Origin of the sequence: Pedobacter puniceum (assembly GCF_009674685.1) — a bacterium.
Lineage (GTDB): Bacteria > Bacteroidota > Bacteroidia > Sphingobacteriales > Sphingobacteriaceae > Pseudopedobacter > Pseudopedobacter puniceum.
Window position 1 is genome coordinate 66,937 of sequence record NZ_WKJI01000005.1, and the last position, 26,837, is coordinate 93,773.

Here is a 26,837-nt window from a genome sequence, read left to right on the forward strand (position 1 = left end):
ACATGAAATTATCTTTTTTAGACCCAGCAAAGCATCAACCTCTTATACATGAACAAAAAATAGATCCTACTTATAAACAGTTAAGGTGGAAAGTTTTTTTAGGAATTTTTATCGGCTATGCAGGTTATTATTTAGTAAGGAAAAATTTCTCTTTGGCCATACCCAACTTAATTGAGCAAGGATATTCTAAAGGAGATTTAGGTTTAGCTTTATCAGGAGTTTCTATTGCTTACGGAATGAGTAAGTTTTTAATGGGCAACGTATCAGACCGAAGTGATGCCCGTAAGTTTCTAGCTCTTGGGCTGATGTTATCTGCATTTACCATGATTTTGATGGGCTTTTTTCCTTTTGCCACCAGTTCTATTGCCATCATGTTTACCTTATTATTTCTTAACGGATGGTTTCAAGGAATGGGATGGCCTGCATGTGGACGTGTAATGGTACACTGGTTTTCTAAAAAAGAAAGAGGTGTTAAAATGTCAATCTGGAATGTTGCGCATAACGTAGGAGGAGGCCTTATTGGGCCTTTAGCTATTTTAGGTTTAGCTATTTTTAATGATTGGCATAGCAATTTCTATTTCCCAGGTTTTATTGCATTGGCAATTGCCATACTTGCATATATTTTAGTAAGAGATACACCACAATCTTGTGGTTTGCCACCTATAGAGATTTATAAAAATGAAGGAGAGGCTTCTCCGGAAGCTGAAAAAGAACTCAGCGCTAAGCGTATTTTTCTTGATTATGTACTTTTTAACAAAGCTTTATGGTTTATAGCTATAGCCAATGTTTTTGTGTATTTAGTGAGGTATGGTGTGTTAGATTGGGCACCAACTTATTTAAAAGAAGTAAAAGGTTTTTCTATGTCTGAGTCTGGATGGGCTTATTTTGCTTATGAATACGCTGGTATTCCGGGAACCTTGCTTTGCGGTTGGTTAAGTGATAAGGTTTTTAATGGCAGAAGAGTACCTGCAACTATTGTATACATGTTTTTTGTATTGGTAGCTGTATTGGTTTACTGGAAAAACCCGCCCGGAAACCCGATGATAGATAATATTTCTTTGATTGTAATAGGATTTCTTATTTATGGCCCGGTGATGTTGATAGGTGTGCAAGCCTTAGACTTGGTACCTAAAAAAGCAGCGGGTACGGCGGCAGGTTTTACCGGTTTATTTGGATACTTAGGAGGATCTGTATTTGCCAATATTGCTATTGGTTACATTGTGGATGCTTGGGGCTGGGACGGAGGCTTTTACGTTTTAGTAATGGCTTGCGTTTTAACTATATTCTTAAGCTTATTAACATGGAAAGATGAAATTAAACGATTATCAACCATATAATTTGTAATGCCCGAAGGAAACGAGAGTTAAACATATCCGGATGGTTTAACTGTTTCTCTTCGTTTAACAGACAAGCGACAACTCAAACTAAAAACTAGTCATTAACACATATTGCTTATAAGGTTTCTCAAGGTTTAAAACCCTTGAGGCTCCTTTGTTGTGCCTAAAAATTGAGTTGTTATTTTGATTTAAGTAACTGTAAAACAGAATATTATAAACTAAAATTAAGAGAGTATGATAAGAAAATTACTTTTTAAAATGGGGATGTTTTTCATGATGTTTAGCATGATGAATTCAGCCCTAAAAGCACAGGTTAATATTACATTCCCAGAGGTGCTTTTTACCAATGCTTCTACTATTGCTAGAGAAGGTACTTCTACTGTTATCTTGGATAGGTTAATTTCTCTGGTTGATAACACACCCGCCGGAGAGCAAATTAGGATATCTATTTATCTAATTAATTATCAGCCTTTGATGGATGCTTTAAAGAATGCAGAAACTAGAGGAGTGAATATCAAAATATTGGTAGATATGAGTAGGTCTGATAGTCAGGAGACTAATGCTACTTCATTACCATGGTTGCAAACAAATTTAGCTGCATCTGAGGTAGTAGCTACTTATAACGATGTAAGTACGCTTTCCATCAATCATCATAAATATGCTTTATTTTCTAAGGTAAATACAAATGCTGGTTTAGTAAGTAATGTTACATTTCAGACATCGCACAACTTTACTTCTTCTGATGCTAAAAAAGTTCAAGATGCTATAACATTTAATAATGCAGGTATCTACAATGCTTTTTTAAATAATTGGCAAGTTATGCGTAATAATGCTGCTTCAGGAATGAAAAACAATTTCAACTATGATGTTTTTGAGGATGTGGCTAATGGTTTAAGAGCCGAATTTTTTCCAAAGATTTCTGGTGGCAGTTTTATTGGGCAGGATAACGTTCTAGAAAATCTTGATGCTATTACAGATGTAGCAAATGCTAAAATTAGAATTGCTATGTCTGATTGGTCTGATTTAAGAGTTGCTATAGCCGATAAATTAATTGCTCTTAAAAATCAAGGGGCAATTATAGAAGTTTATGCAAAAGATGCAGCAGGAACACTGGTACAAACTAAATTAAGACAATTGCAACAACTAGGGGCAACGGTAAGGATATTTAATTTAGAAAGTGGTAGCGATGCTAAATTTAATATTCATGCTAAAATCATGCTGATAGAAGGCACTTGGAAAGGTCAGGCTAATTCAAAAGTTATTATTACAGGTTCTCATAATTATACTGATCCTGCTCTTAAAACCAATAACGAGGTTTTAGTGTATTTATTAAACTCTTCGGTTTTTAATCAATATCATACTTACTTTGAAGGATTAAAAACTGTTGTTCCATCGGTTCAATTATTAGCATGGGACTTTAACTCTATTACCACTTCAGATTTATCAGACTACCCAGCCACTTATTCATCTGGTATGTTAGGTTCAAAAATAGCAAGGGGCAACGGGTTAGTATACAACGTGTTAACTAAGGGGTTTTCATCAGCTAAAGTAGATTTAGGTTCGGGTATACTAACTACTACTTTAACTGAGGCTAAAGATAGAAATGAATATTATGAGTTTTCTGTAAAGCCTTTACCTGGTAAAGCCATCTCTTTATCAGAAATCTCGGCTAAGATTAGAAGAACTTCTAATGGTTCATCTAAAATACAGTGGACTTATATCCTTAACAGTGGTCCTATTACGAATATTGGTTCAGAAATTAGTGTTAATTCTACTACTGCCGGTTATTATTTAGACCCTGTAGATGTGAGTAATATTGCAGATTTGCAAGACATTAGGCCTAATGAATTAGTAAAAATAAGACTTTATGTATATGGCGAAGGTACTAGAACAGGAACTATTGCTTTTGGGCAAAGTTCAACAACTGATTTAAACGTACTTACCATTAGAGGCGATTTAGCTAATATTTCTGATGATAATTTACTCATCAGCTGGTCTGCAAATACTTTAAGTGGAGAGACAGCTTCTTTTGCTTCAACTACTCGTTCTAATGCTATTGGTTCATCTACTATGATTAGAGGAAGTGGTTTAGAAGCTTCTTCATTATCAAAAGGTTTTAGCTCTAGAACAAACGCAAACCTTAGTTATACAATTGTTACAGATAAAACCAGCGCTATAGCCAATAATAGCTATGTAGAGTTTGATGTTAATGTGTTGGCTAATTATAAAGTTTCTATTAAGACCATTTATGCTAAGTTAAGACGGTCTAGTGCAGGTGCAAGAAATTATATTATCCAATATAGTATTAACGGAGGTACTTTTTTAGATGCAAGCTCAACTGTAGCTTTCTCAAATACTTTTGCCGGAGGTATTCCGCAAGACCCAATAGATGTATCTGGTGTAGCTGCTTTACAAAATATTGAAGGTGCTAAAAATATCAAATTCAGAATTTATTCTTGGGGTTATACATCTACGGGTGGTTCTTTTGCTTTTGGTTTATCAGAAACATCTTCTGATGATGTATTTACCATTGCAGGTACAGCTGTATCAACATCATTACCGGTAGTCTTAAATAAATTTGAAGTAGTTAAACAAGCCACACAAGTAGGTTTAAATTGGAGCACATCATCAGAAAAAAACAACTCGCATTTTGAGGTTTTAAAATCAAGCGATGCTAAAAATTGGACTTTATTAAGCTCTGTAAAAGGCAATGGTACAACAACTGCTGTTAATTACTATCAATATGCAGATGTAAATCCAAAAATTGGAAATAATTATTACCGATTAAAGCAGGTAGATTTTGATGGTAATTTTGAATTATCTGAAATCAAAGTTGTAAATTATGCTTTATTAACCAATGAGTTAAAGGTTTTTGCAGATGATGCTAAAGTATTAGTTTTTATTAACCAACAACAAGTAGACGAAGGCTTTCTTAACATTTTTGATTTAATGGGAAGGCAAATTTTATCAGAACGTGTGAAATTAGTAGCAGGTGAAAATAAAATTGCTTTACCTATAAATTTGTCTAAAGGCCTTTACATACTAAGGTTGGATAAGGCATATGAGAAGCTTTCGGTAAAATTTATCAAATAAATATCCATAATAATTGCGTTAAGCATTAATAAAATTGTCATGAATCGTAGAAATTTATTAAAAACAATAAGCATCTCTTTGGGTGCCACAGTCATCAGTACAGAGGTAATAGCTAAATTAGCTAATGATTCTTTTTTGTATACCAGCAGGCCAAATTTACTACATAAGCCTCTTGGTAAAGCAATAACAGCAATCACCATTGGAGCTGGCAACAGGGGTACGGTTTATGGTAATTTTGCAGCTAAATTTCCAGATCAATTAGATATTATTGGCGTTGCAGAGCCTAATGAATTTAGAAACGATAGGTATACAAAACAACATCAGATAGCAGATAAATATAGATTTAAGACTTGGGAAGATGTTTTTAAACAACCTAAGTTTGCTGACGCTGTTATTATTTCTACACCAGACGATTTGCATTATGCGCCTTGCATGAAAGCCTTAGAAATGGGTTATGATGTTTTGCTTGAAAAACCCATTGCACCAACAGAGAAAGAATGCAGAGCAATTTTAAGTTTAGCGAAGAAAAAAGGTAGAATTGTTGCTGTTTGCCATGTGCTCAGATACGCACCTTATTTTGTTAAAATGAGAGATTTAATTACTCAAGGTGCCATTGGAGAAATAGTAAGTGTACAACATTTTGAGCCAATAGAACATACCCATATGGCACATTCTTTTGTGCGTGGCAATTGGCATAATGCGAAGCAAACTACTCCTATTATTTTGGCAAAATCTTGTCATGATTTAGATATCATCAAATGGATTATCAATAAATCAAGTCAAAAAATAGCTGCCATGGGCGATTTGAAATGGTTTAAAAAAGAAAACGCACCTGCGGGTAGTACTGCCCGATGTACAGATGGTTGTAAAGTAGAAAGAGAGTGTCCTTACTCTGCCATTAAAGAGTATTATGAAAAGAGAAAAAGATTAGGCGTTTTAGATTTGCCAGAGGATAAAACCAAGCATCCGGAAGTAATTATGGAACGGTTAAAAACAACCAATTACGGCAGATGTGTTTACCGTATGGAGAATGACCAGCCAGACCATTACATAACAAGTATCCAGTTTGCTGATAGTGTTACAGCAAGTTTCTCTATGGAGGCTTTTACATCGTATCACGGAAGAAGAACCCGTATCATGGGAACTATGGGAGATATGGTTGGCGATATGGAAGAACTAGTTGTAAGTGATTTTAGAACCGGTAAATCAGTAAAGTTTATACCTAAAGCAGAAGATGTAGATGGTTATAAAAATAGTGGCCATGGTGGTGGCGATTGGCTTTTGGTTAAAGATTTTGTACAAGCTGTAGGTCAGCAAAATGCCAGTATTTTAACTTCTACTATTGATGAATCTATCGAAAGCCATATCATGGGCTTCATGGCTGAGGAAAGTCGTAGAACCGGTAAAATAATGGATATTAAGATTTAAATTTAGTTTGGAGATGTATAATTACAGCGCTTCTCTTATTTGAGGGCGCTGTTTTTTATATTATAAATAATAATTAAACCACTGTAACATGTATTCCCATACTCTCTATTGCTTGCAAAGTTGAAGCAGAAATGCCGCTATCGGTAATAATATGGTCTATTTCATCAATTGGGCAAATTTTACCAAATCCTCTTTTACCAAACTTAGTAGAATCTGCCAGAACAATGGTTTTTTGGGCAACCTTAATCATTTCTCTGTTTAACTGGGCTTCCATAGAGCTGGTTGTGGTTAAGCCAAATTCAAGATCAATACCATCAACACCTAAAAAAAGTTTATTACAGAAAAAGTCTTTTAAAATAGTTTCCGCATAAGAACCTGTAACAGATGATGAGCTTTTTCTTAACAAACCGCCTAATTGTAAAACCTCAATATTTTGATGCCTAGTTAATTCTAGCGCTACGTTTAAAGCTGCTGTAACTACAGTTAGATGCATATTGGCAGGAATAGCTCTTGCCAAAGCTAAAACGGTTGTTCCAGATGCAATAATTAAAGCATCGTTTTCTTGTATCATGCCTGCCGCGGTTGATGCTATTTTAACCTTCTCTAAAGATTGAATTTTCTCTTTTTCATTAACAGGCCTATCTATAGTATAAGGGTTTTGAAGTGTAGCTCCACCATGAGTTTTGAAAAGTAAGTTTTTCTCTTCTAGCAGCTTTAAATCCTTCCTAATAGTAACAGGTGATACATCAAGTTCCTTACATAAATCAACTACTGCTATATATTCTTCTTTTTGAAGTTTATTTAAAATAAACTGATGGCGTTCTGCAATATTTATCATTACACTATTTTTTTGATTTTCTAAGGTAATAATTAAATATAAAAAGAAAATGTTTTATAGGTTACCAAAATATTTTCTAATCTCTTTTTAATACGTTAAGGTTTTCTTTTTATTTTTATTTGTTCTTTTTTATTTCGATTTATTTTCTTATAATTGTTTAGTGTTTCGATTTACTTTCGATTTTTAAATTATGGATAGGAATAGAGAAGGCCAGATAAAAGACTTAGAAAAAGACATACAGTGGGATATTGTGGTGATAGGAGGTGGTGCAACTGGTTTAGGTTGTGCAGTTGATGCTGCTTCAAGAGGTTTTAAAACCTTATTGGTAGAGCAATCAGATTTTGCAAAGGGAACCTCAAGCAGAAGTACCAAATTAGTTCATGGTGGGGTTAGGTATCTGGCAGCCGGAGATGTTGCATTGGTTTACGAGGCTTTAAGAGAAAGAGGTTTATTGTTGAGAAATGCAGCACATTTAGTAAAAAAGCAACCTTTTATTATACCATGTTTTAGCGTTTTTGAACAGCTTAAATATGTTGTTGGCTTAAAGCTTTACGATTGGTTATCCGGAAGATTTAGTTTTGGTTCATCAACCATATTAAATAAAAAAAGTGTAGAGAAAGCTTTACCAGGTTTAGATAGTACGAGGTTAAGAGGCGGTGTAGAGTATTACGATGGTCAGTTTGATGATGCCCGCTTAGCAGTAAACATGGCGCAAACCGCCATAGAACAAGGCGCTACTGTACTTAATTATATGAAGGTAGAGGGCTTGCTTAAATCTGGTTCTAAGGTTAATGGTGTTGCTGTAAGAGATTTAGAGACACAAATTACTTATAATATTAAAGCAAAAGCTGTAATAAATGCTACGGGAGTTTTTGTTGATGATATTTTAAGTATGGATAAACCAGGCTCAAAAGCTTTGGTAAGACCTAGTCAGGGTGTGCATATTGTTTTAGATAAATCTTTTATGCCTGCTGATGCTGCTTTAATGATTCCAGAAACTTCTGATGGTAGAGTATTATTTGCGGTGCCTTGGCATAACTATTTAGTGGTAGGTACAACAGATACACCGCTAGATAAAAATAGCCTCGAACCAGAAGCGCTACAACAAGAAATAGATTTTATTTTACAAACAGCAGCACTTTATCTGGCTAAAAAGCCGACTGAAAAAGATGTGTTAAGCGTTTTTGCGGGTTTAAGGCCTTTAGCTGCGCCAACAAAAAATACAGGTAAAACAAAAGAAATATCCAGAAGTCATAAGCTTATTGTAAGTGATACTGGTTTGGTAACTATTACCGGTGGTAAGTGGACTACCTACCGTAAAATGGCGCAAGATACTATAGATCAAGTTATTCAAGTAGCTAAATTATCAAATGCAGTTTGTAAAACAGAAGCTTTGGCTATCCACGGAAGCACAACGCAAAAACTAGGTAACCATTTAGATTTTTACGGCTTGGATGCTGCGCATATTCAAAATCTTATGAAGCAAGATTCAAGTTTAAAAGCTTTGCTACATCCTAAATTCCCACATTATTTAGCAGAAGTAGTTTGGGTTACCAAAAATGAGATGGCTCGTACCGTAGAAGATGTATTGGCTAGAAGATTGCGTATTTTATTTGTTGATGCGCAAGCGGCTATAGAAATGGCTCCTAAAGTTGCCGATTTAATGGCATCGGTTTTAAACCAAAATGAAGAATGGAAAGCCCAACAAATAAGCAATTTTATAACTTTAGCTAAACAATATTTATTAAACAAGCATCCGGTAACGCCAACTTATACAGAAGACCAATTATTAACTAAAGCTTGATATCATGAGTAAATACATTTTGTCTTTAGACCAAGGAACATCAAGTTCAAGAGCAATTATTTTTAATGATGAAGGCAAGCAACTAGCAGTTGCTCAAAAAGAATTTACACAAATATATCCGCAAAGTGGCTGGGTAGAGCATGATGCTATGGAAATCTGGAGCTCTCAAATAGGTGTGGCTACAGAAGCAGTTATCAAAGCCAGAATTTCTCCGCAAGACGTTGCCTGTATTGGCATTACCAACCAAAGAGAAACTACCATCGTTTGGAATAAACAAACCGGCGAGCCTATTTGCAATGCTATAGTTTGGCAAGATAGAAGAACAGCTTCTTTTTGTGATGAGCTAAAAGCAGCTGGTAAAGAACCATCGATAAAGGAAAAAACCGGTTTAATGGTTGATGCTTATTTCTCTGCCACAAAATTAAAATGGATTTTAGACAACGTTGAAGGTGCAAGAGCAGAAGCCAATGCCGGAAACTTACTTTTTGGTACGGTAGATAGCTGGTTGGTATGGAAATTAACAGCAGGAAAAGTTCATATTACAGATGTAAGCAATGCATCAAGAACCATGCTTTTTAATATCCATACATTAAGTTGGGATGATGAATTGTTAAGCATTTTTGATATTCCAAAATCGGTTTTACCAGAGGTGAAATCATCAAGTGAAGTTTATGGAGAAACAGCAGGAGCTATATTTTCTGCTAAAATTCCAATTGCAGGTATAGCAGGCGATCAACAGGCGGCACTTTTTGGGCAGCTTTGTACACAAGCTGGTATGGTGAAAAATACCTATGGTACAGGTTGCTTTATGCTGATGAATACCGGTAACAAACCTGTAATGTCTAAAAACAATTTAGTTACTACCGTAGCTTGGAAGATAAATAATGAAGTTCATTATGCTTTAGAAGGCAGTATTTTCATGGCAGGCGCTATTGTACAATGGTTAAGAGATGGTTTAGGTATTATTAAAACATCTTCAGAAATTGATGATTTGGCTAGTGCTTGTGAAGATAATGGAGGTGTTGTGTTGGTGCCTGCCTTTACTGGTTTAGGTGCTCCACATTGGAATCCTTATGCTAAAGGGACAATTTTTGGCTTAAGCCGAGGGACTAAATCATCACATATAGCAAGAGCAGCTTTAGAAAGTATAGCCTACCAAACCATGGATGTTTTAAAAGCTATGGAAGCCGATGCTGATTTTGCCATTAAAGAATTACGTGTGGATGGTGGTGCTACCGTAAATAATTTATTAATGCAGTACCAAGCAGATGTTTTAGATACATCTGTTATAAGACCTAAGGCGGCAGAGTTAACTGCAATTGGTGCAGCCTATTTAGCAGGTTTGGCGGTTGGTGTTTGGGCTAATATAGAAGAGATAAAGAAGCAGTGGGAAGTAGATAGAATTTTTGAGCCAGCCCATACAACACAGGTTCAAAATAACATTAAGCAATGGAAAAAAGCTGTTCAGGCGGTTAACCATTGGACAACTTTATAAAAAACAAATGTACCTAGTCTGGAAAAGGTACATCACCAATTATAAACTAAAATAAAGAAAACATGAATCAGTATGTAGCCGAGTTTTTGGGTACATTTTTCCTGATTTTATTGGGAAATGGTGTTGTAGCCAATGTAGTGCTCAATAAAACAAAAGGACAAAATTCTGGCTGGATAGTAATTACTACTGGTTGGGCCTTAGCTGTTTTTGTAGGAGTAGTTATTGCAGGGCCTCATAGTGGTGCGCATCTAAATCCTGCTGTAAGTGTAGCTTTGGCTGTTGCCGATAAATTTGCTTGGGCAGAAGTTCCTGCTTATGCATTATCGCAACTAATAGGAGCAGCAGCTGGTTCCTTAATGGTATGGTTTTTTTATTATGATCATTTTAAAAGTACAGACGATATTAACCTTAGAGCTGCTTGTTTTTATACCCAACCTGCTATTTTAAATAAAGGCTTAAACTTTATGAATGAGCTTGTTGGAACTTTCGTTCTCATTTTTACTATCTTTTATTTTACTGGGGCCGAGCTAGAAAATCCTAAAACTGTTATAGGTTTAGGTTCTTTAGGTGCTATACCTGTTGCTTTTTTAGTTTGGGCAATTGGATTATCTTTAGGAGGTACAACCGGATACGCTATCAATCCGGTAAGAGACTTAGGGCCACGTATTGTTTTCTTTTTCATCAATAAAGGGAAAGCTGGTGTGTGTAACTGGTCTTATTCGTGGATACCAGTTATAGGACCTCTTTTTGGGGCAGTTTTGGCCGCATTATTATTTATACTACTCTCATAAACAATCATAACAAATACTTAACATAAGAATAACCAGTTAGTAACATTTAATTGCTCTATTTGTGCCGCTTAACAACAAAAAGAAACAATAAAAAATAAATTGTAAATAATATGGTGTTTTTAAATGTTTTTTATTTTAATTTTAATAAACCAAATAACTTAATAAATTTATTATTAAGCTAGACCTAAATACTAAATAAGTAATTGAAAATCAATTTTTTAAATAATGAATGAGAAATGTTTACCCCGCTCAAAGAAAGTGGTAAAAACAAAGGGTATAAGCCTTTTATTTCTATCCTTCTTTCTAATTATTTTTAATACGTTAAGTGCCTTTGCTCAAACGGCATCTATAAGTATTAAAGGAAAACTTATCGGCGATGATGATGGTCAGCCTATCATTGGTGTTATCATAACAGATAGCAACAAGAAAAATTTGGGTACAACCAATTTCGATGGTGAGTTTTCTATCAACATACCAAAGAATACCATGGTTACTTTTTCTTACATAGGTTATGAGCCTACGAAAATGACTTTTGCTAACAGCCAAAGCAATTTAACCATAAGATTAAAAGTTGCCACCACTGCTTTAAATGAAGTTGTAGTAACGGCTTTAGGTATTAAAAGGGAAGAGAAAGCTTTGGGTTATGCTGTTACTACTGTACAAGGCGAACAGTTAACTGATGCAGTTTCTAACAATTGGACAGATGCTTTATCCGGTAAAGTAGCGGGTTTAAACTTAGTAAGGTCTAATAGTGGTCCTGCTGGTTCTAATAAAATTATCCTTCGTGGTGAGAATAATCTTACTGGCGATAACGAGGCTTTAATTGTTGTTGATGGCGTAGTTATTAACCAAGGTACAGGTAGACGTACTGCTAATGCTGGCGAGAGTGCGTATGGTACAGGAAGTGATAATATGCCGGCCGACTATGGTAGTGGTTTAAATGATATTAATCCGGAAGATATAGAAAGCGTTTCTGTTTTAAAAGGACCAGGTGCTGCGGCATTGTACGGACAAAGAGGTGCTAATGGTGCTATCATTATCACTACAAAATCTGGAAGTGCAAAAAGAAAAGGTTTAGGCATTACTTTTAACTCTAACGTTGCACTTGAAAGCGGTAACCGTTGGCCAGATTTACAGTATGAATATGGTCAAGGTACTGGTGGTGCTTCTTATTATTCATTTGGTGCTGGACCAGACGGACCAAGTACTAGCGGAACAAGTTCTGCTTACGGACCAAGGTTTGACGGGCAAATGTTTTTTCAATACGATCCTGTAACTCAAACTAGAGGAACAGAAAGAACACCATGGGTGCCTTACAATAAATTAAATGACTTTTTTGAGGTTGGTGAAACTTTTACAAACTCAGTTAGTTTGGATGGCGGTACAGATAAAACTACTGCTCGTTTCTCTGTTACCAATGTTAAAAACACTTGGATTACTCCAAATACAGGTTATGATCGTAATTCAGTGGCTTTATCTGTAAGTTCTAAAATCAACTCAAAACTTCAGGTTACTTCTAAAATAAACTATACAAACAGAAATAGTGATAATTTACCCGGAGCAGGTTATGGTAACCAGTCTTTAATGTATTGGTATATATTTTGGCAGCCAAGTGCAGATCCAGATTGGCTAAGAAATTATTGGAAACTTGGTCAAGAAGGAAGGGCTATACAATATCCGTTTAGCTCTTTCCCAGAAAACCCTTATGCTATTTCTTATGAGTTTATCAATAAGTCTGATAGAAATACTCTTACCGGAAACATCCAAGCTACTTACAATTTCACCAAGAATTTAAGCTTAATGGTAAGAACCTCTTTGGATATGGGTTATGAAAGAAGAGCGCAAGAGCGTCCTTATGATGCAGGTACAAGATTACCAAAAGGTTCTTACAGAACACAAAATATATATTCGCAAGAAGCAAGTAGCGATTTCTTATTAAAGTATACTAAAAAGTTTAAAAAAGACTTTGAAGTAACAGCTACGGCAGGAGGAAGCATGCTGAAAAACATCTACAATAAAGATGAAATCAGAGCCGATTCTTTAAATCAACCAGGGGTTTATACTACAGCTAACAGTGCTGGGCCTCTAGCTACTTATCCATTTAGAAGTCAGTACAATATCAATAGTTTCTATGGCTTATTATCTACCTCTTACAAAGACTTTTTGTATCTAGATTTAACCAATAGAATAGACTGGAATAGCGTTTTAGCAACGCCAAATCGTACAGATAATGTTAATTTCAGTTATCCTTCAGCTAGTTTAAGTTTCCTAGCCTCTGAAATATTTAAACTACCAAAATTGATAGACTTTGCTAAGTTTAGAACTTCATACTCTGAGGTTGGTAGTGGTTCTACTATTCCTTACAGAACATCTTATAATTATGAAATAGCAGGTAGTGGTTTATATCCTGGAGGAGCTTTAAATAACCCAAGTTTATTACCAAATCCAAATTTAAGACCGTTAAGAACTACAACTTATGAGTTTGGTGCCGATTTAAGATTTTTTAATAATCGTTTAGGTTTTGATGTTGCTTACTATTATGGAAATACCAAAGATCAAATTTTAACACGTATTGTTGACCGTTCTACAGGTTATAATCAAGTTTTAGTGAATCTTGGTAAAGTTAGTAACAGAGGTTTTGAGCTAGCCGTTAATGGTACACCAATTAGTACAAAATCTGGTTTTAAATGGACTTCTTACTTCACTTTCTCATCAAACAGAAACAGAGTTGAAGAATTAGGAGATAGCTCAGTTGTATTAAGAAATGGACCAGTTGGTGGAGGCCAAATTGTAGTTAAAGTGGGTGGTAGCATGGGTGATTTATATGGAAGAGGTTACCAAAGAGCTCCAGACGGACAAGTAATCTATGACGAAGCTACCGGATTTGCTAAAATTAGTGATGAGGTAGTTTATTTAGGAAATACAATTCCAAAATTTAGAACAAGTTTAGGTAATGAATTTAGATATAAGCAATTTAGATTTAATGCCCTTTTTGATGCCCAAGTTGGTGGTGTAGCACATTCATTAAGTCATTATAAATTAGTAGAGCAAGGTAAGTTAACCAAAACACTACCAGGTAGATATAGCGGTATTATAGGAAACGGGGTTATTCAAAATGCAGATGGAACTTTCCGTCCGAATGATAAAATAACTTTTGATGTTGATGGTTATTACAGATCTCATATGGGTATTGATAATGCAGAGGGAAGTACTTTCAGAACAGACTTCATAAAGTTCAGAGAGGCAAGATTAGATTATACCTTAACACCAAAATTAGTTAAGAAATTAGGTATGCAAAAAGCATCTATAGGTGTTTATGGTCGTAACCTGTTTATCTGGTCTCCATGGCCAATATTCGATCCAGAGTTTGGTACACTAGCAGGAACTGATATTGTTCAAGGTTTTGAAACAGCACAGTTTCCATCTACTAGAACCTACGGCATCAATTTAATTATAGGAATTTAATTCAAAATAGCAATGAAAAAGATATTGAGAATAACGATGATATTTATCTCTGTACTGGTTGTCATATCACCAGGATGTCAGAAAGATTTTACAGAGATTAATACCGACCCCAATGGTACGCCAAGTGCATTACCAGCACAGTTATTAGCACCTGCTTTGGTAAATACACTAACAACTAACATGGTTAGAAACAGAAACTTTAATAACGAGTTAATGCAGGTAACCGTTAACCAAAGTGATGCTGAGGCAGTTGTTTTTAGATATGAGTTTCGTAGAAACCTTTCTGATTATGCTTGGAATAACTTGTATGTGCAGCTAAACAATTTCAAAGACATATATAATTTAGCAAATAGCGATAGTAATATAGATAAATCTTACAGAGGTATTTCTCTTATTTGCCAAGCTTGGGTATTTTCTATTTTAACAGATACTTATGGAGATATCCCTTACAGTGAAGCTTTAAAAGGTAAAGAACTAGTGTTTGAACCTAAATTTGATCAACAAAAAGATGTTTATCTAGGTTTATTTCAACAATTAGAAGAAGCTAATACTTTATTAGCAGGAGCTCCCAATATTCTTGCAGGTAGTGATCCTGTATACCAAGGTAATGCATCAAGATGGAGAAAATTTGGTAACTCTCTTTATTTAAGATTATTACTTCGTTTATCTGGTAAAGCAGAAGTAGCTCAGCAGTGTATAGATAAAATTAAAGATATTGTAGATGTAAATCCATCAAATTATCCAAGAATAGCTAGTAATGATGAATCAGCTATTTTGAAATGGACAGGTATGGGTCCGTTCACTTCTCCTTACGTTTTAAGTGTAAGAGAGCAAGATTGGAGAGCCCCTTCTATTGGTGCTTTTTTTATAGATCATTTAAGAGACTGGAACGATCCTCGTTTAGATATTTCAACCTATGGTAGAAATGGAGTAAACAGATGGGGAATTGCACAAGGTCCAAATGGTTTTGCTGGTGTAAAAAGTGGTTATGTACCCGGTACTGGCGAGCCAAAACAATCTTATTTTTATTCTAGTGCATCAGTAGTTTCTGGTTTCCCAGCACAAAATTTACAAAATGATCCTTTAACAGGGATGATCATGAATTATGCAGAGCAGCAATTCATACTAGCAGAGGCGGCAGCTAAAGGCTGGATAAATGGTTCGGCTGAAGATTTTTATAAATCAGGAGTTTTAAATAGCATTACGCTATGGGTACCAACATGGAGTTTAAGTGTTGATACTTATTTAATTAATGCAGATATGCAATTCCTTCCTACAGATGGTTTAGCAGAAAAAATGGAGAAAATCCATTTACAGAAATATTACGCTTTATTCTTGGCAGATAACCAACAGTGGTTTGAGTACAGACGTACAGGATATCCAACATTACCAAAAGGTCCGGGTTTAAGAAATGATGGTATTATGCCAGCTCGTATGACTTATCCTGTTTATGTAGAATCTGCTAATCCATCCAATTACAAACTTGCTGTTGCCGCACAAGGTCCTGATGAGATATTTACACAAGTTTGGTGGCAAAAACCTTAACATTAAATTTTAATATCATGAAAATGAAAAGAAATATATTTCTCAGTTTATGCTTCCTTGCCTTATCGGCGATATGGGTGGGTTGCGAGAAAAGTAATTATCCGGGCGGCGTAGTAAGTCCTTACATTCCAATCTTTGATTTAAGAAGCTTATACAAAGGTACCGACTTAAACCTTACGGTTGACAATATGTTTGGGTCTTCAAAAATAAGTGCTGTTGTGGTTTCAGATCATTCTGGAAATAACTTACCTGCTGGTTTACTTATTGTACAAGACAAAAAACGCTTAAACGAGTTAAGAGGAATCTCTATTGCTATTGGACCAGAAGCTGCTAATTACGTTCCCGGAGATTCTGTTGTTGTTGAAATTGCCGGTGGAGTATTAAAAAGAGTAAATGGTTTATTACAAATTACTGGTGTTGATGGTTCTGACGTTACCAAAGTAGCTTCAGGAAAAACCATACCAGCAAACCGCGTAGGAGCTAACCTTATTCTTTCCAATCCTGATAAGTATGAAAGTACCTTGGTAGCAATTGTTAAGGCAGGTTTTGATCCAGTTCCAGCGCCAACAGCTGTTTACGGAGGAGAAAAAATCATCAACGATGGTTTTGATAACCTCACCTTATTTACAGAGGCCAACGCAACTTTTGCTAATACTAGCGGTTTGCCTTTTACTGCTAATTATTATGGCATTATCATCAGTAAACAAGGTGCAGATGGTAAAATTATTCCAGAGCACCGCATAAGAACTCTTAATGATGTTGTTCCTTTAAGCTCTACTCCAGAAATTGCTGATATTGTTATTAGTGGTTTTATAAATGATGTAAGTGGTACTGATGGTAATTACGAATACATTCAGTTAATGGCAACCAGAGATATTGATTTCTCTGTTACACCTTTCTCTGTTGTTGTTACTAATAATGCTGGTACAGCACAACCTACCGGTTTTCCTGTTAATGGTTGGGCTACTGGTGGTGGTTCTACATCATTTAGAACTTTTAAATTTAACCTTACCACAGGTACCGCTGCTAAAGGTACTTTCTTCTATGTAGGAGGTTCTACTAAATTAATTAATGGCGCTAGTTCTACTTCTATAAGTAATGCAAATTGGATTAGATCTTTCAACTATACCACAACAAATGGCGATGGATTTGGAACCAAAAACACTAATTTATTAGCTAACAGCGGTAATGCATTTGGTATGGCTGTTTTTAAAGGAACAGATGTTACTAAGGATACCCAACCTATTGATGTTATATTTGTAGCTGCTGGCGGAAGTTTATTCTCTGCTGGTCCGCCAGTTGTTGGTTATAAAATTGCAAATACAGATTATTATGATGTCATCAACCCTATAACATTACAATCTCAGCCTTTTTACAGACAAGGAAGCAATACCATTAACTTAACTTATACTACCCCTTCTGATGCAGCTTTCTATTACAAGCTAGGTGGTATTTATAACGCAAATTTAGGAAGATGGGTAAAAGCGAGAACACAAACCAATTTTAGGTTAACAGCAACTTCTACACTAGAAGAATTAGAAGGAGTATTCCCGGCTGCAACAACAGAAAATCCGGATGGTGTAGCCCCAACCAGACTAAAACAATAAGCATAAAGTATCAGGAGTTATCTAACATAACTCCTGAACTTTTATAATCAAAAATTAAAATGAACAGAAGATTTTTCATAAAAAGTACTAGTTTATTAGCCGGTAGTGCTTTTATAAGTTTAAATAGTCATGGTTTTTTAAACAAGGCTGATAAAACCATCAGCGGAAGCGTAAAAGTAAACGGTAAAGCTTTAGCAGATGTGGTTATTTCTGATGGTTTTAGTGTGGTGAAAACCGATAAAAATGGTTTTTATAAATTTAAAGCTCATGATAAAGCTACCCATGTTTTCATGAGTACACCGGCTGGTTACGAGTTTAAAACTCAAAACAGTATCTCAAAACAATATGAAAATTTAAATACCACAAACAGTTTTGATTTTAACTTAACCAAGCTTAAACAGAACGACCAAGAGCATTATTTTGTTATCTGGGCAGACCCACAGGTGAAAAACAAAGCCGATGTAAAGCAAATGATGGAAGAATCTGTGCCTGATGTACAGGAGCTGGTTAAAGATTTAGGAGATAAAGCTTTGGTACATGGTATAGGTGTCGGAGATTTAGTTTGGGATGAGCTTGAACTATTTAAAGATTATGCAGAAGCGGTTAAACAAATGGGCATACCATTTTTTCAAGCTTTAGGTAATCATGATATGGATTATCGCCAAGGCGGAGATGAAACTTCTGATAAAACCTTTAAGCAAAATTTTGGGCCAACCTATTATTCTTTTAACAGGGGGCAGGTACATTATGTTGTTTTAGATGATGTTCGGTACCTAGGTGAAGAAAGAAAATACGATGGCTATATCACAGATGAGCAGTTGTCTTGGTTGAAGAAAGATTTAGCTTTTGTTCCTAAAGAGCATTTAATCGTTATTGGACTACATATTCCGGTACATAATGCAGTTAAGAATAACGCCGCTTTGTATGAAATTCTGAAAGGTAGGCAAGTACATATCATGTCTGGGCATACTCATTATAACGATAACTTTATCACAGATAATGTTTATGAACACGTACACGGTACTGTTTGTGGTGCATGGTGGACAGGGCCAATCTGCGGCGATGGTGCTCCTCGTGGTTATGGCGTTTATCATGTAAAAGGTAATCAGTTAAGTTGGTATTATAAATCTATGCGGAAACCTAAAACGCATCAAATAAGTTTACATATAGAAGAACTAACAGCGCAAAAAAGGCTTTTAGCCAATGTTTGGAATTGGGACCCGCAATGGAAAATAGAATGGTGGGCCGATGATAAATACATGGGATTGCTAGAACAAACCAAAGGTTTTGATCCTTTAAGTGTAAAATTATACAAAGGCGATCAATTACCTAAACCACGCTCTTTTGCAGAACCTAGAAGAACAGAACATTTATTTATGGCTCATATCAATCCTGAGGTTAGAAATATCAAAGTACAAGCAACAGATAGGTTTGGCAATAAATATGAAGAGAAAACTGTAATTTAAACCTCCTAAATTTAGATATATGAAGAAGTTATTATTCTTTAGCCTTGCGCTATTTTTTCTTGTTAACCAAACCCATGCACAAGTTGTAAAGTGGGACTCTACGTATCGCCCTAGCAATTTTGAGCTTAAAGTAGAACAATTTAAAAGTTACCCAAATGCCCAAACAGATATTGTTTTTTTAGGTAATAGCATTACCGCTGGGGTAGATTGGGTTGAGCTTTTAGGTAACCCAAATATCAAGAACAGAGGTATTTCTGGAGATATTTCTTTTGGTGTTTTAGAAAGATTAAGTGAAGTAACAGAAGGTAAACCAGCTAAGGTTTTTTTGTTAATAGGTATCAATGATATCTCAAGAAATATTCCTGATAGCTTAATCATCAATAATTATTATAGAATTGTAAAGCAAATCAAAAAGGAGTCTCCGGCAACGAAAATTTACTTGCAAACGGTGTTTCCTGTAAATAATACTTTTACGCAGTTTAAAAATCATTATAATAAGGATGAACATATTGCTGCTGTTAATGCAGGTTTAAAGAAGTTAGCAGCAGAAGAGAAAGCCACCTTAATAGATACGCATAAAATATTTTTAGATGCCGATGGCCGTATGAAAAAAGAATATACCCATGACGGTTTGCATTTAAAAGCTGCAGGTTATGCAGTTTGGGCACAATTGCTAAAAAAATATTTATAGTTTATAACACTTAAAGCTTTTTTTTAAAGCTTCTGAAACCACACTAAATCATATTTAGTGTGGTTTTTACGTTTATTGGTAAAATCCTAATATAACATATTGTAAAAAATACACTTAGCTCATTGTTTATAGAAATTAAATTTCTATATTCACTTAACCAATTTTTAATATTAAACGAATGTCAGAACAAAGCTATGATGCCATAGTTATAGGTTCCGGTATATCCGGAGGCTGGGCAGCTAAAGAACTCACAGAAAAAGGTCTAAAAACACTTTTACTAGAAAGAGGCAGAAACGTAGAGCATGTAAAAGACTATGAAAATGCCACTAAAGCTCCATGGGAGTTTGAGCACAGAGGTAGAAGAACGCAAGAAATGATAGACAATTATCCTGTTCTTAAAAGAGATTATGCGCTATCAGAAAAGAACCTAAGTTTTTGGGTTAATGAGAAAGATGCTCCTTATACAGAAGTAAAACGCTTTGATTGGTATCGGGGATACCATGTAGGCGGCAGATCTTTAATGTGGGGTAGACAATCTTATCGTTGGAGTGATTTAGATTTTGAAGCCAATGCTAAAGAAGGTATTGCTGTAGACTGGCCAGTTCGTTATAATGAAATTGCTCCTTGGTATAGTTATGTTGAGAAATTTGCCGGAATAAGTGGCTCAAAAGAAAATTTGGCTCACTTACCTGATGGCGAGTTCTTACCACCAATGGCATTAAATTGTGTAGAAAAAGATGTGGCAGCTCGTATCAAACAACAATATAAAGATCAAAGACATATGTTTATTGGTCGTGTAGCTCATGTTACGGCTCCTATTAAAGGTCGTAGCAATTGCCAGTTCAGAAATAAATGCTCTTTAGGTTGTCCTTTTGGCGCTTATTTCAGTACACAATCCTCCACTTTACCAGCAGCTATGGCAACTGGAAATCTTACGCTTCGTCCGCATGCTATCGTTACTAAAATTCTTTATGATAAAGACACCCAAAAAGCTACAGGTGTAGAAATTATAGATGCAGAAACTCATAAAACTTATGAGTATAAAGCTAAGGTGATTTTCCTTTGTGCATCAACCTTAAACTCTGCTTGGGTATTAATGAACTCTGCAACCGATGTTTGGGAAGGTGGTTTAGGAAGTAGCAGTGGCGAGCTTGGTCATAACCTGATGGATCATCACTTCAGATTAGGAGCTTCTGGTATTGCAGAGGGCTATGATGATAAATACTATTACGGAAGAAGACCAAACGGTATTTATGTACCACGTTTTAGAAACATGAATGGCGAGAAAAGAGATTACCTACGTGGCTTCGGCTATCAAGGTGGTGCGGGCAGACAAGGCTGGAACCGCGAGATAGCAGAGTTAAGCATAGGTGCCGAGTTAAAAGAGGCTTTATTAGAACCTGGCCAATGGACGATGGGTATGACAGCTTTTGGCGAGATTTTACCTTACCATGAAAATAAAGTTACCCTTGATAAAACTGTAAAAGATAAATGGGGCTTACCCGTTTTAGCTATTGATGCTGAAATAAAAGAGAATGAAATTAAAATGCGTAAGGATATGATGGATGACGCTAAAGAAATGCTTGAAAAAGCAGGTCTTAAAGATGTTAAAGCGCATGATAATGGTTACGGTTTTGGTCAAGGTATTCATGAAATGGGTACAGCCCGTATGGGTAAAGACCCTAAAACTTCTGTGGTAAATAAGCATAATCAAGTTTGGGATGCTAAAAATGTTTACGTAACAGATGGCTCTTTCATGACATCAGGAAGCTGCGTAAATCCATCTTTAACCTATATGGCTTTTACTGCCAGAGCAGTAGACCACGCTGTTTCTGAACTTAAAAAGATGAACCTTTAATACCTTAAACATGGAAAATAAAAGTAATCAACAAAGTAGAAGAAACTTTATTAAATCTGGTGCAATTGCAGCGGTAGCGTTTACTATTGTACCCAGACATGTTTTGGGTAAAGGTTTTTTAGCTCCTAGTGATAAACTTTATATTGCCGGTGTTGGGGTTGGTGGCAAAGGTTATAGCGATTTAAAAAGCTTCCATAATTCAGGCAAAGCCGTTATCAATTTCTTGTGCGATGTGGATGATAGAAGAGCATTAAAAGCAAGACAAGATTATCCAACAGCAAAATATTATAAAGATTGGCGAGAGCTTTTTGATAAAGAATCAAAAAACTTTGATGCCGTTTGCGTTTCTACACCAGACCATAACCACGCTATCACCACTTTAGCAGCTATGCAATTGGGTAAGCATGTTTATGTACAGAAACCGCTTACGCATGATATTTATGAGGCTCGCGTCTTATTAGATGCCGCTAAAAAATATAAAGTAGTTACCCAAATGGGTAATCAAGGGGCTTCAGATGATGGAGTTAGGCAAATGCAAGAATGGTTTGATGCTGGTGTAATTGGTAAAGTACATACCGTTTACTGCTGGACAAACCGCCCAGTATGGCCGCAAGGTATTCCGTGGCCATCGCAAGCTGCAGAAATTCCAAAAGAGCTAGATTGGGATTTATGGTTAGGCACTGCACCTCAGAAAAACTATGTAGATAAATTGGTGCCTTTTAACTGGCGTGGCTGGTGGGATTATGGCACTGGAGCACTAGGCGATATGGGTTGCCATTTAATGGAAGGTCCGTTCACAGTTTTAGGCTTAAATGCAGCAACTTCAGTTGAAGCTAGCGTTGGTTCTGTTTATGTAGATGAGTTTAAACGTGGTTATTTCCCAGAATCTTGCCCACCTTCTAGCCATGTTATCCTAAACTTCCCAGAAACGGCAAAAAATAAATCGGCAATTAAATTACATTGGATGGATGGCGGTATACAGCCAGAACGCCCAGAAGAATTAGGCCCAAATGAAGTATTTGGTGATGGTGGAAACGGGATGTTATTTATAGGTACAAAAGGCAAAATGATGGCGGGTACTTATAACCAAAACCCTCGTTTATTGCCTACCAGCAAAACTCAGGAAGTAAAAGTTAAACAAAAATACGACAGAGTAACCGGAAGCACCAATGGTCATTATGCACAATGGGTAGAAGCTTGCTTGGCAGGTTATGGTAACAAAGAACTGAGTTCGCCATTTGAAAAAGCAGTTCCTTTAACAGAAGCTCTTTTAATGGCCAACTTAGCCATCAGGTCTTATGATATCAAAACACAAAAGGATGGTAAAGACATTTTTCCAGGCAGAAACATCAAATTACTTTGGGATAATGCGCAAATGCGGGTAACCAATTTTGAGGAAGCTAATCAATTTGTAAAAAGAAATTACAGAGCCGGCTGGACGCTAGGTGTTTAATTAAAGACCAAAAACATTAAAATCATGAATAGAAGAGAAGCCATATCATCAGTAGCCCTGTTATTAGGAGGTACTGTTTTAGGGGCAGAAATTTTCACTTTAACAGGTTGTACTTCATCGCCAAAGCAAATAAATGATTTGTTTAATAGCAATGATGTTTTACTGTTAGATGAAATTGCAGAAACCATTATTCCAGAAACCGATACGCCGGGTGCCAAAGCTACTAAAGCAGGCGAGTTTATGGCCCTAATGGTGAAAGATTGTTATGATAAAGAACATCAAAAAGTTTTCCTCGACGGATTGAAAAACGTTGATGATGAAGCTAAAAAACAATATAAAGCAGATTTCCTTTCTTTAGATAAAGACCAGAAAAAAGCTTTATTAACTAATTTAGATAAACAACAAAAAGCGTATCAAGAAACAAAAGAAAAGGAAGCGCCACCACATTATTTTAGGATGATGAAAGAGCTAACTTTATTGGGTTATTTTACATCAGAAATAGGCGGTAGCAAAGCTTTAACTTATGTAGAAGTACCAGGCAGATATGACGCTTGTATTCCTTATAAAAAAGGAGACCCTGTTTATCTTACACCATAACTTATGAAACAAAAATTAAGATTAGGCATGATAGGTGGCGGCCCCGATGCTTTTATTGGGGCAGTACACCGTATTGCAGCAAGAATAGACGATTACTATGAATTGGTTTGTGGGGCTTTCAGCAGCTCGGCAGAAAAATCTGCTCAAACCGGTGCTTTGTTAGGCTTATCGCCAGAGAGAGCTTATCCATCTTACCAAACACTCATAGAAACAGAAAAAAAATTACCAGAAGACGTGAGAGTAGAAGTTATCAGTATTGTAACACCAAACCACTTACATTTCGAGCCAGCTAAAATGGCTTTAGAAAATGGTTTTCATGTTATTTTAGATAAACCTATCACACTATCTCTTCAAGAAGCATTAGCGTTAGAAAAAATACAGCAGCAAACAGGTAAAAAACTGTTATTAACCCATACTTACACGGGTTATCCTATGGTGAAGGAAGCTCGTCAGCAAGTTCTGGCGGGTAAACTAGGAGCCATTAGAAAAATCTATGTAGAATATCCGCAAGGCTGGTTAAGTACAGCGGTAGAAAATAAGCAAGCCGATTGGCGTACAGATCCATCTAAAAGTGGTATTGCTGGTGCCATGGGCGATATTGGTACTCATGCTTTTAACCTTGCCGAGTATGTAAGCGGTTTAAGTGTTACCAAGCTTTGCGCTGATATTAATACCGTAATTGAGGGTAGAAGGTTAGATGATGACGGCGCCGTTCTACTTAAATTTAATAATGGGGCAAGCGGGGTTTTAATGGCTACACAAATAGCTGCCGGAGAAGAAAATAACGTTAAAATAAGAGTTTACGGGGAAAAAGGAGGTTTAGAATGGCAACAAGTGGACGCTAATTCTTTAGTTATAAAATGGTTAGATGCGCCTGCACAAACCTTCAGAACTGGTGGTGCCTATGTAAGTTCTTTTGCTTCACATAATACACGTACACCAGCCGGGCATCCCGAGGGTTATTTAGAAGCTTTTGCTAACTTGTATAGAAATTTTGCTTTAACTGTTTTAGCAGAAATGAACCAGCAGCAGCCGGCAAAAGAAGCACTTGATTATCCGGGTGTAAAAGAAGGCGTAAGAGGGATGACATTTATAGAAAAAGTTATTGAGTCTGGAAAATCATCCCAGAAATGGATAAATTTTTAATGACTTAATACTCACTACGCAATACGCAAATCTCAGATAACAATGAAAACAATAAAAGGACCAGCATTATTTATAGCACAATTTATAGGAGACCAAGCGCCTTTTAATAGTTTAGATAGTATTTGTAAATGGGCAAAAGACTTAGGCTTTAAAGGTTTACAATTACCTACAAATGATAGTAGGTTTTTAGACCTAAAATTAGCAGCAGAAAGTAAAGCTTATGCCGATGAAATCAAAGGAAAAGTAAATGCAGCGGGTTTAGAAATTACCGAACTTTCTACACACCTTCAAGGGCAGCTAGTGGCGGTTCATCCTGCTTATAACGATTTATTTGACGCCTTTGCACCAGCAGAATTACATAAAAACCCAAAAGCTAGAACTGCTTGGGCAGTACAACAACTTAAGTATGCAGCACAAGCATCAAGAAACTTGGGGTTAAACGCTCATGTTACTTTTAGTGGTGCTTTATTATGGCCTTTTGTTTACCCATGGCCACAACGCCCAGCAGGTTTGGTTGATACAGGTTTTGATGAGTTAGCAAAACGTTGGAAACCTATTTTAGACGTTTTTGATGAAAACGGTGTAGACCTTTGTTATGAACTTCACCCCGGTGAAGATTTACATGATGGTGTAACTTTTGAAATGTTTTTAGATAAAGTAAATCATCATAAAAGAGCAAATATTTTATATGATCCATCGCACTTTGTATTACAGTGTTTAGATTATTTGGCTTTTATTGATATTTACCATGAGCGTATAAAAATGATGCATGTTAAAGATGCAGAGTTTAACCCAACGGGCAAACAAGGTGTTTATGGCGGCTATCAAAATTGGATAGATAGAGCCGGGCGTTTCCGTTCTTTGGGGGATGGACAGGTGAATTTTAAATCGGTATTTAGCAAGTTGGCACAATACAATTACGATGGTTGGGCAATTTTAGAATGGGAGTGCGCTATCAAGCATCCAGAAGATGGAGCTAAAGAAGGGGCAAAATTTATTGCAGACCATATCATTAGGGTAACAGAAAAAGCTTTTGATGATTTCGCAGCTTCCGGTGGCGATGCAAATTTTAATAATCAAGTTTTAGGTATATAACAATATAATTATGAAAATCAGCAAAGTATTAAGTTTAAGTATTCTTGCAGTTAGTTTATGGGCTTGTGGTGGTGGTCAGCAAAATACAGAAAGTACAAGTTCAGAAACTTCAACAGTGGCAGAAAGTGCAGCAGCACCAGCGGCAGAAGAACCCAAGGGCAAGCAATTAATAGCACAATCAGATTGTTTAGGTTGCCATAAAGAACAACAAAAATTAGTAGGGCCATCTTATGCAGATGTAGCTGCAAAATATGAAGCTACGCCAGAAAATATTACTATGCTTGCTGGTAAAATTATCAACGGCGGACAAGGAAATTGGGGAGAAGTTCCAATGTCTGCTCATCCACAAATTAGCCAGGCTGATGCCGAAGAAATGGTCAAGTATATCTTAACAATTAAGAAATAATGAGAAGTATTTTAACCTGCATGTTGGTGTTATTGGTAACGCTATCATGCAAATCGCAAAAAGTAAAAGCCAATAAAGGTTGGGAAAACTTATTGGCAAACGGAACACAAGATTGGCATACTTACGGCAAAGCAGAAACAGGTTCTGCATGGACGATAGAAGATGGAGTTCTCCATTTTAAACCAGTTGCAGATAGAGCTCAACGCGGAGACTTAGCTACCGATAAAGATTACGCAAACTTCCATTTAAAACTAGAGTGGAAAGTGGCAAAAAATGCTAATAGCGGCATTATGTTTAATGTATTTGAGGATGCTAAGAAATATCCACAACCTTATTTAACTGGCCCAGAAATGCAGGTTTTAGATAATGATGGGCATCCGGATGCTAAAATATTTAAACACAGAGCTGGAGATTTATACGATTTAATTCCTTGCAGCAAAGAAACAGTAAAACCAGCAGGCGAGTGGAATAAGGCAGAAATTATAAGCAATAATGGCAAGTTAGAATTTTATTTAAACGGAGTTAAAGTTGTTTCTACAACCATGTGGGATGAGGCTTGGAATAAAATGGTAGCTGCTAGTAAGTTTAAAACTATGCCTGATTTTGGAAAATTTAAATCAGGAAAAATTGTATTACAAGACCATGGCGATGAAGTTTGGTTTAAAAACATCATGATAAAAGCACTTTAATACCAACCAACCAATTATAACCTAACCCAATTT

At 36.1% G+C, this 26,837-nt stretch carries 19 protein-coding genes; 18 read left to right on the forward strand and 1 reads right to left on the reverse strand.

Going from position 1 to position 26,837, the window contains the following annotated elements:
- The first annotated feature begins 2 nt into the window (after positions 1 to 2).
- From glpT to GJJ64_RS15370, 3 genes are all read left to right on the forward strand, one after another.
- Positions 3 to 1,337: a glycerol-3-phosphate transporter gene (gene glpT / locus GJJ64_RS15360; RefSeq protein ID WP_154288641.1), complete on the forward strand. Its 1,335-nt coding sequence runs from the start codon at positions 3 to 5 to the stop codon at positions 1,335 to 1,337.
- Between the two features lie 234 nt (positions 1,338 to 1,571).
- A complete protein-coding gene (locus GJJ64_RS15365) occupies positions 1,572 to 4,430 on the forward strand; it encodes a phospholipase D-like domain-containing protein (protein ID WP_154288642.1) in 2,859 nt (952 codons plus the stop codon).
- 39 nt (positions 4,431 to 4,469) lie between these two features.
- Positions 4,470 to 5,858, forward strand: a complete 1,389-nt coding sequence (locus tag GJJ64_RS15370) for a Gfo/Idh/MocA family protein (RefSeq protein WP_154288643.1) — start codon at positions 4,470 to 4,472, stop codon at positions 5,856 to 5,858.
- A 73-nt stretch (positions 5,859 to 5,931) separates the two neighbouring features.
- Here the strand turns inward: GJJ64_RS15370 and GJJ64_RS15375 are convergent, their stop codons facing one another.
- Positions 5,932 to 6,696 (reverse strand): DeoR/GlpR family DNA-binding transcription regulator, encoded by a 765-nt coding sequence (locus tag GJJ64_RS15375; RefSeq protein ID WP_039448788.1) that lies wholly within the window; start codon positions 6,694 to 6,696, stop codon positions 5,932 to 5,934.
- A 190-nt stretch (positions 6,697 to 6,886) separates the two neighbouring features.
- Here GJJ64_RS15375 and GJJ64_RS15380 point away from each other — a divergent pair, with 190 nt between their 5' ends.
- The 15 genes from GJJ64_RS15380 to GJJ64_RS15450 all read left to right on the forward strand — a co-directional run bounded on the left by GJJ64_RS15380 (position 6,887) and on the right by GJJ64_RS15450 (position 26,804).
- Positions 6,887 to 8,500: a glycerol-3-phosphate dehydrogenase/oxidase gene (locus GJJ64_RS15380; protein ID WP_154288644.1), complete on the forward strand. Its 1,614-nt coding sequence runs from the start codon at positions 6,887 to 6,889 to the stop codon at positions 8,498 to 8,500.
- 4 nt (positions 8,501 to 8,504) lie between these two features.
- Complete coding sequence (gene glpK, locus GJJ64_RS15385; protein WP_154288645.1) at positions 8,505 to 9,995, forward strand: glycerol kinase GlpK; 1,491 nt, start codon at positions 8,505 to 8,507, stop codon at positions 9,993 to 9,995.
- Between the two features lie 62 nt (positions 9,996 to 10,057).
- Positions 10,058 to 10,786 carry an MIP/aquaporin family protein gene (locus GJJ64_RS15390; RefSeq protein ID WP_154288646.1) on the forward strand — a complete coding sequence of 243 codons (729 nt, stop codon included), beginning with the start codon at positions 10,058 to 10,060 and terminating at the stop codon, positions 10,784 to 10,786.
- 225 nt (positions 10,787 to 11,011) lie between these two features.
- Positions 11,012 to 14,251, forward strand: coding sequence for a SusC/RagA family TonB-linked outer membrane protein (locus GJJ64_RS15395; protein WP_154288647.1), 3,240 nt, complete (start codon positions 11,012 to 11,014; stop codon positions 14,249 to 14,251).
- A 12-nt stretch (positions 14,252 to 14,263) separates the two neighbouring features.
- Entirely contained in the window at positions 14,264 to 15,796 is a 1,533-nt protein-coding gene (locus tag GJJ64_RS15400) for a SusD/RagB family nutrient-binding outer membrane lipoprotein (protein ID WP_154288648.1), read from the forward strand.
- A gap of 23 nt (positions 15,797 to 15,819) precedes the next feature.
- Positions 15,820 to 17,403: a DUF5689 domain-containing protein gene (locus GJJ64_RS15405; RefSeq protein WP_154288649.1), complete on the forward strand. Its 1,584-nt coding sequence runs from the start codon at positions 15,820 to 15,822 to the stop codon at positions 17,401 to 17,403.
- A gap of 59 nt (positions 17,404 to 17,462) precedes the next feature.
- The gene (locus tag GJJ64_RS15410) at positions 17,463 to 18,869 is read left to right on the forward strand and encodes a calcineurin-like phosphoesterase C-terminal domain-containing protein (RefSeq protein ID WP_154288650.1); all 1,407 of its coding nucleotides are present in this window, start codon (positions 17,463 to 17,465) and stop codon (positions 18,867 to 18,869) included.
- A gap of 19 nt (positions 18,870 to 18,888) precedes the next feature.
- On the forward strand, positions 18,889 to 19,560 hold the full coding sequence (locus tag GJJ64_RS15415; protein WP_154288651.1) for a GDSL-type esterase/lipase family protein: 672 nt from the start codon (positions 18,889 to 18,891) through the stop codon (positions 19,558 to 19,560).
- A gap of 178 nt (positions 19,561 to 19,738) precedes the next feature.
- Positions 19,739 to 21,418 carry a GMC oxidoreductase gene (locus GJJ64_RS15420; RefSeq protein WP_154288652.1) on the forward strand — a complete coding sequence of 560 codons (1,680 nt, stop codon included), beginning with the start codon at positions 19,739 to 19,741 and terminating at the stop codon, positions 21,416 to 21,418.
- Between the two features lie 10 nt (positions 21,419 to 21,428).
- Positions 21,429 to 22,871 (forward strand): Gfo/Idh/MocA family protein, encoded by a 1,443-nt coding sequence (locus GJJ64_RS15425; protein ID WP_154288653.1) that lies wholly within the window; start codon positions 21,429 to 21,431, stop codon positions 22,869 to 22,871.
- A 24-nt stretch (positions 22,872 to 22,895) separates the two neighbouring features.
- Entirely contained in the window at positions 22,896 to 23,468 is a 573-nt protein-coding gene (locus GJJ64_RS15430) for a gluconate 2-dehydrogenase subunit 3 family protein (RefSeq protein ID WP_154288654.1), read from the forward strand.
- A 3-nt stretch (positions 23,469 to 23,471) separates the two neighbouring features.
- Positions 23,472 to 24,614 (forward strand): Gfo/Idh/MocA family protein, encoded by a 1,143-nt coding sequence (locus tag GJJ64_RS15435; protein ID WP_154288655.1) that lies wholly within the window; start codon positions 23,472 to 23,474, stop codon positions 24,612 to 24,614.
- A 42-nt stretch (positions 24,615 to 24,656) separates the two neighbouring features.
- Positions 24,657 to 25,709, forward strand: a complete 1,053-nt coding sequence (locus GJJ64_RS15440) for a sugar phosphate isomerase/epimerase family protein (RefSeq protein WP_154288656.1) — start codon at positions 24,657 to 24,659, stop codon at positions 25,707 to 25,709.
- Positions 25,710 to 25,719: 10 nt separating this feature from the next.
- Entirely contained in the window at positions 25,720 to 26,115 is a 396-nt protein-coding gene (locus GJJ64_RS15445; RefSeq protein WP_154288657.1) for a c-type cytochrome, read from the forward strand.
- The gene (locus GJJ64_RS15450; RefSeq protein WP_154288658.1) at positions 26,115 to 26,804 is read left to right on the forward strand and encodes a 3-keto-disaccharide hydrolase; all 690 of its coding nucleotides are present in this window, start codon (positions 26,115 to 26,117) and stop codon (positions 26,802 to 26,804) included. The genes GJJ64_RS15445 and GJJ64_RS15450 overlap by 1 nt, the downstream gene beginning before the upstream one ends.
- Positions 26,805 to 26,837: the final 33 nt, after the last annotated feature.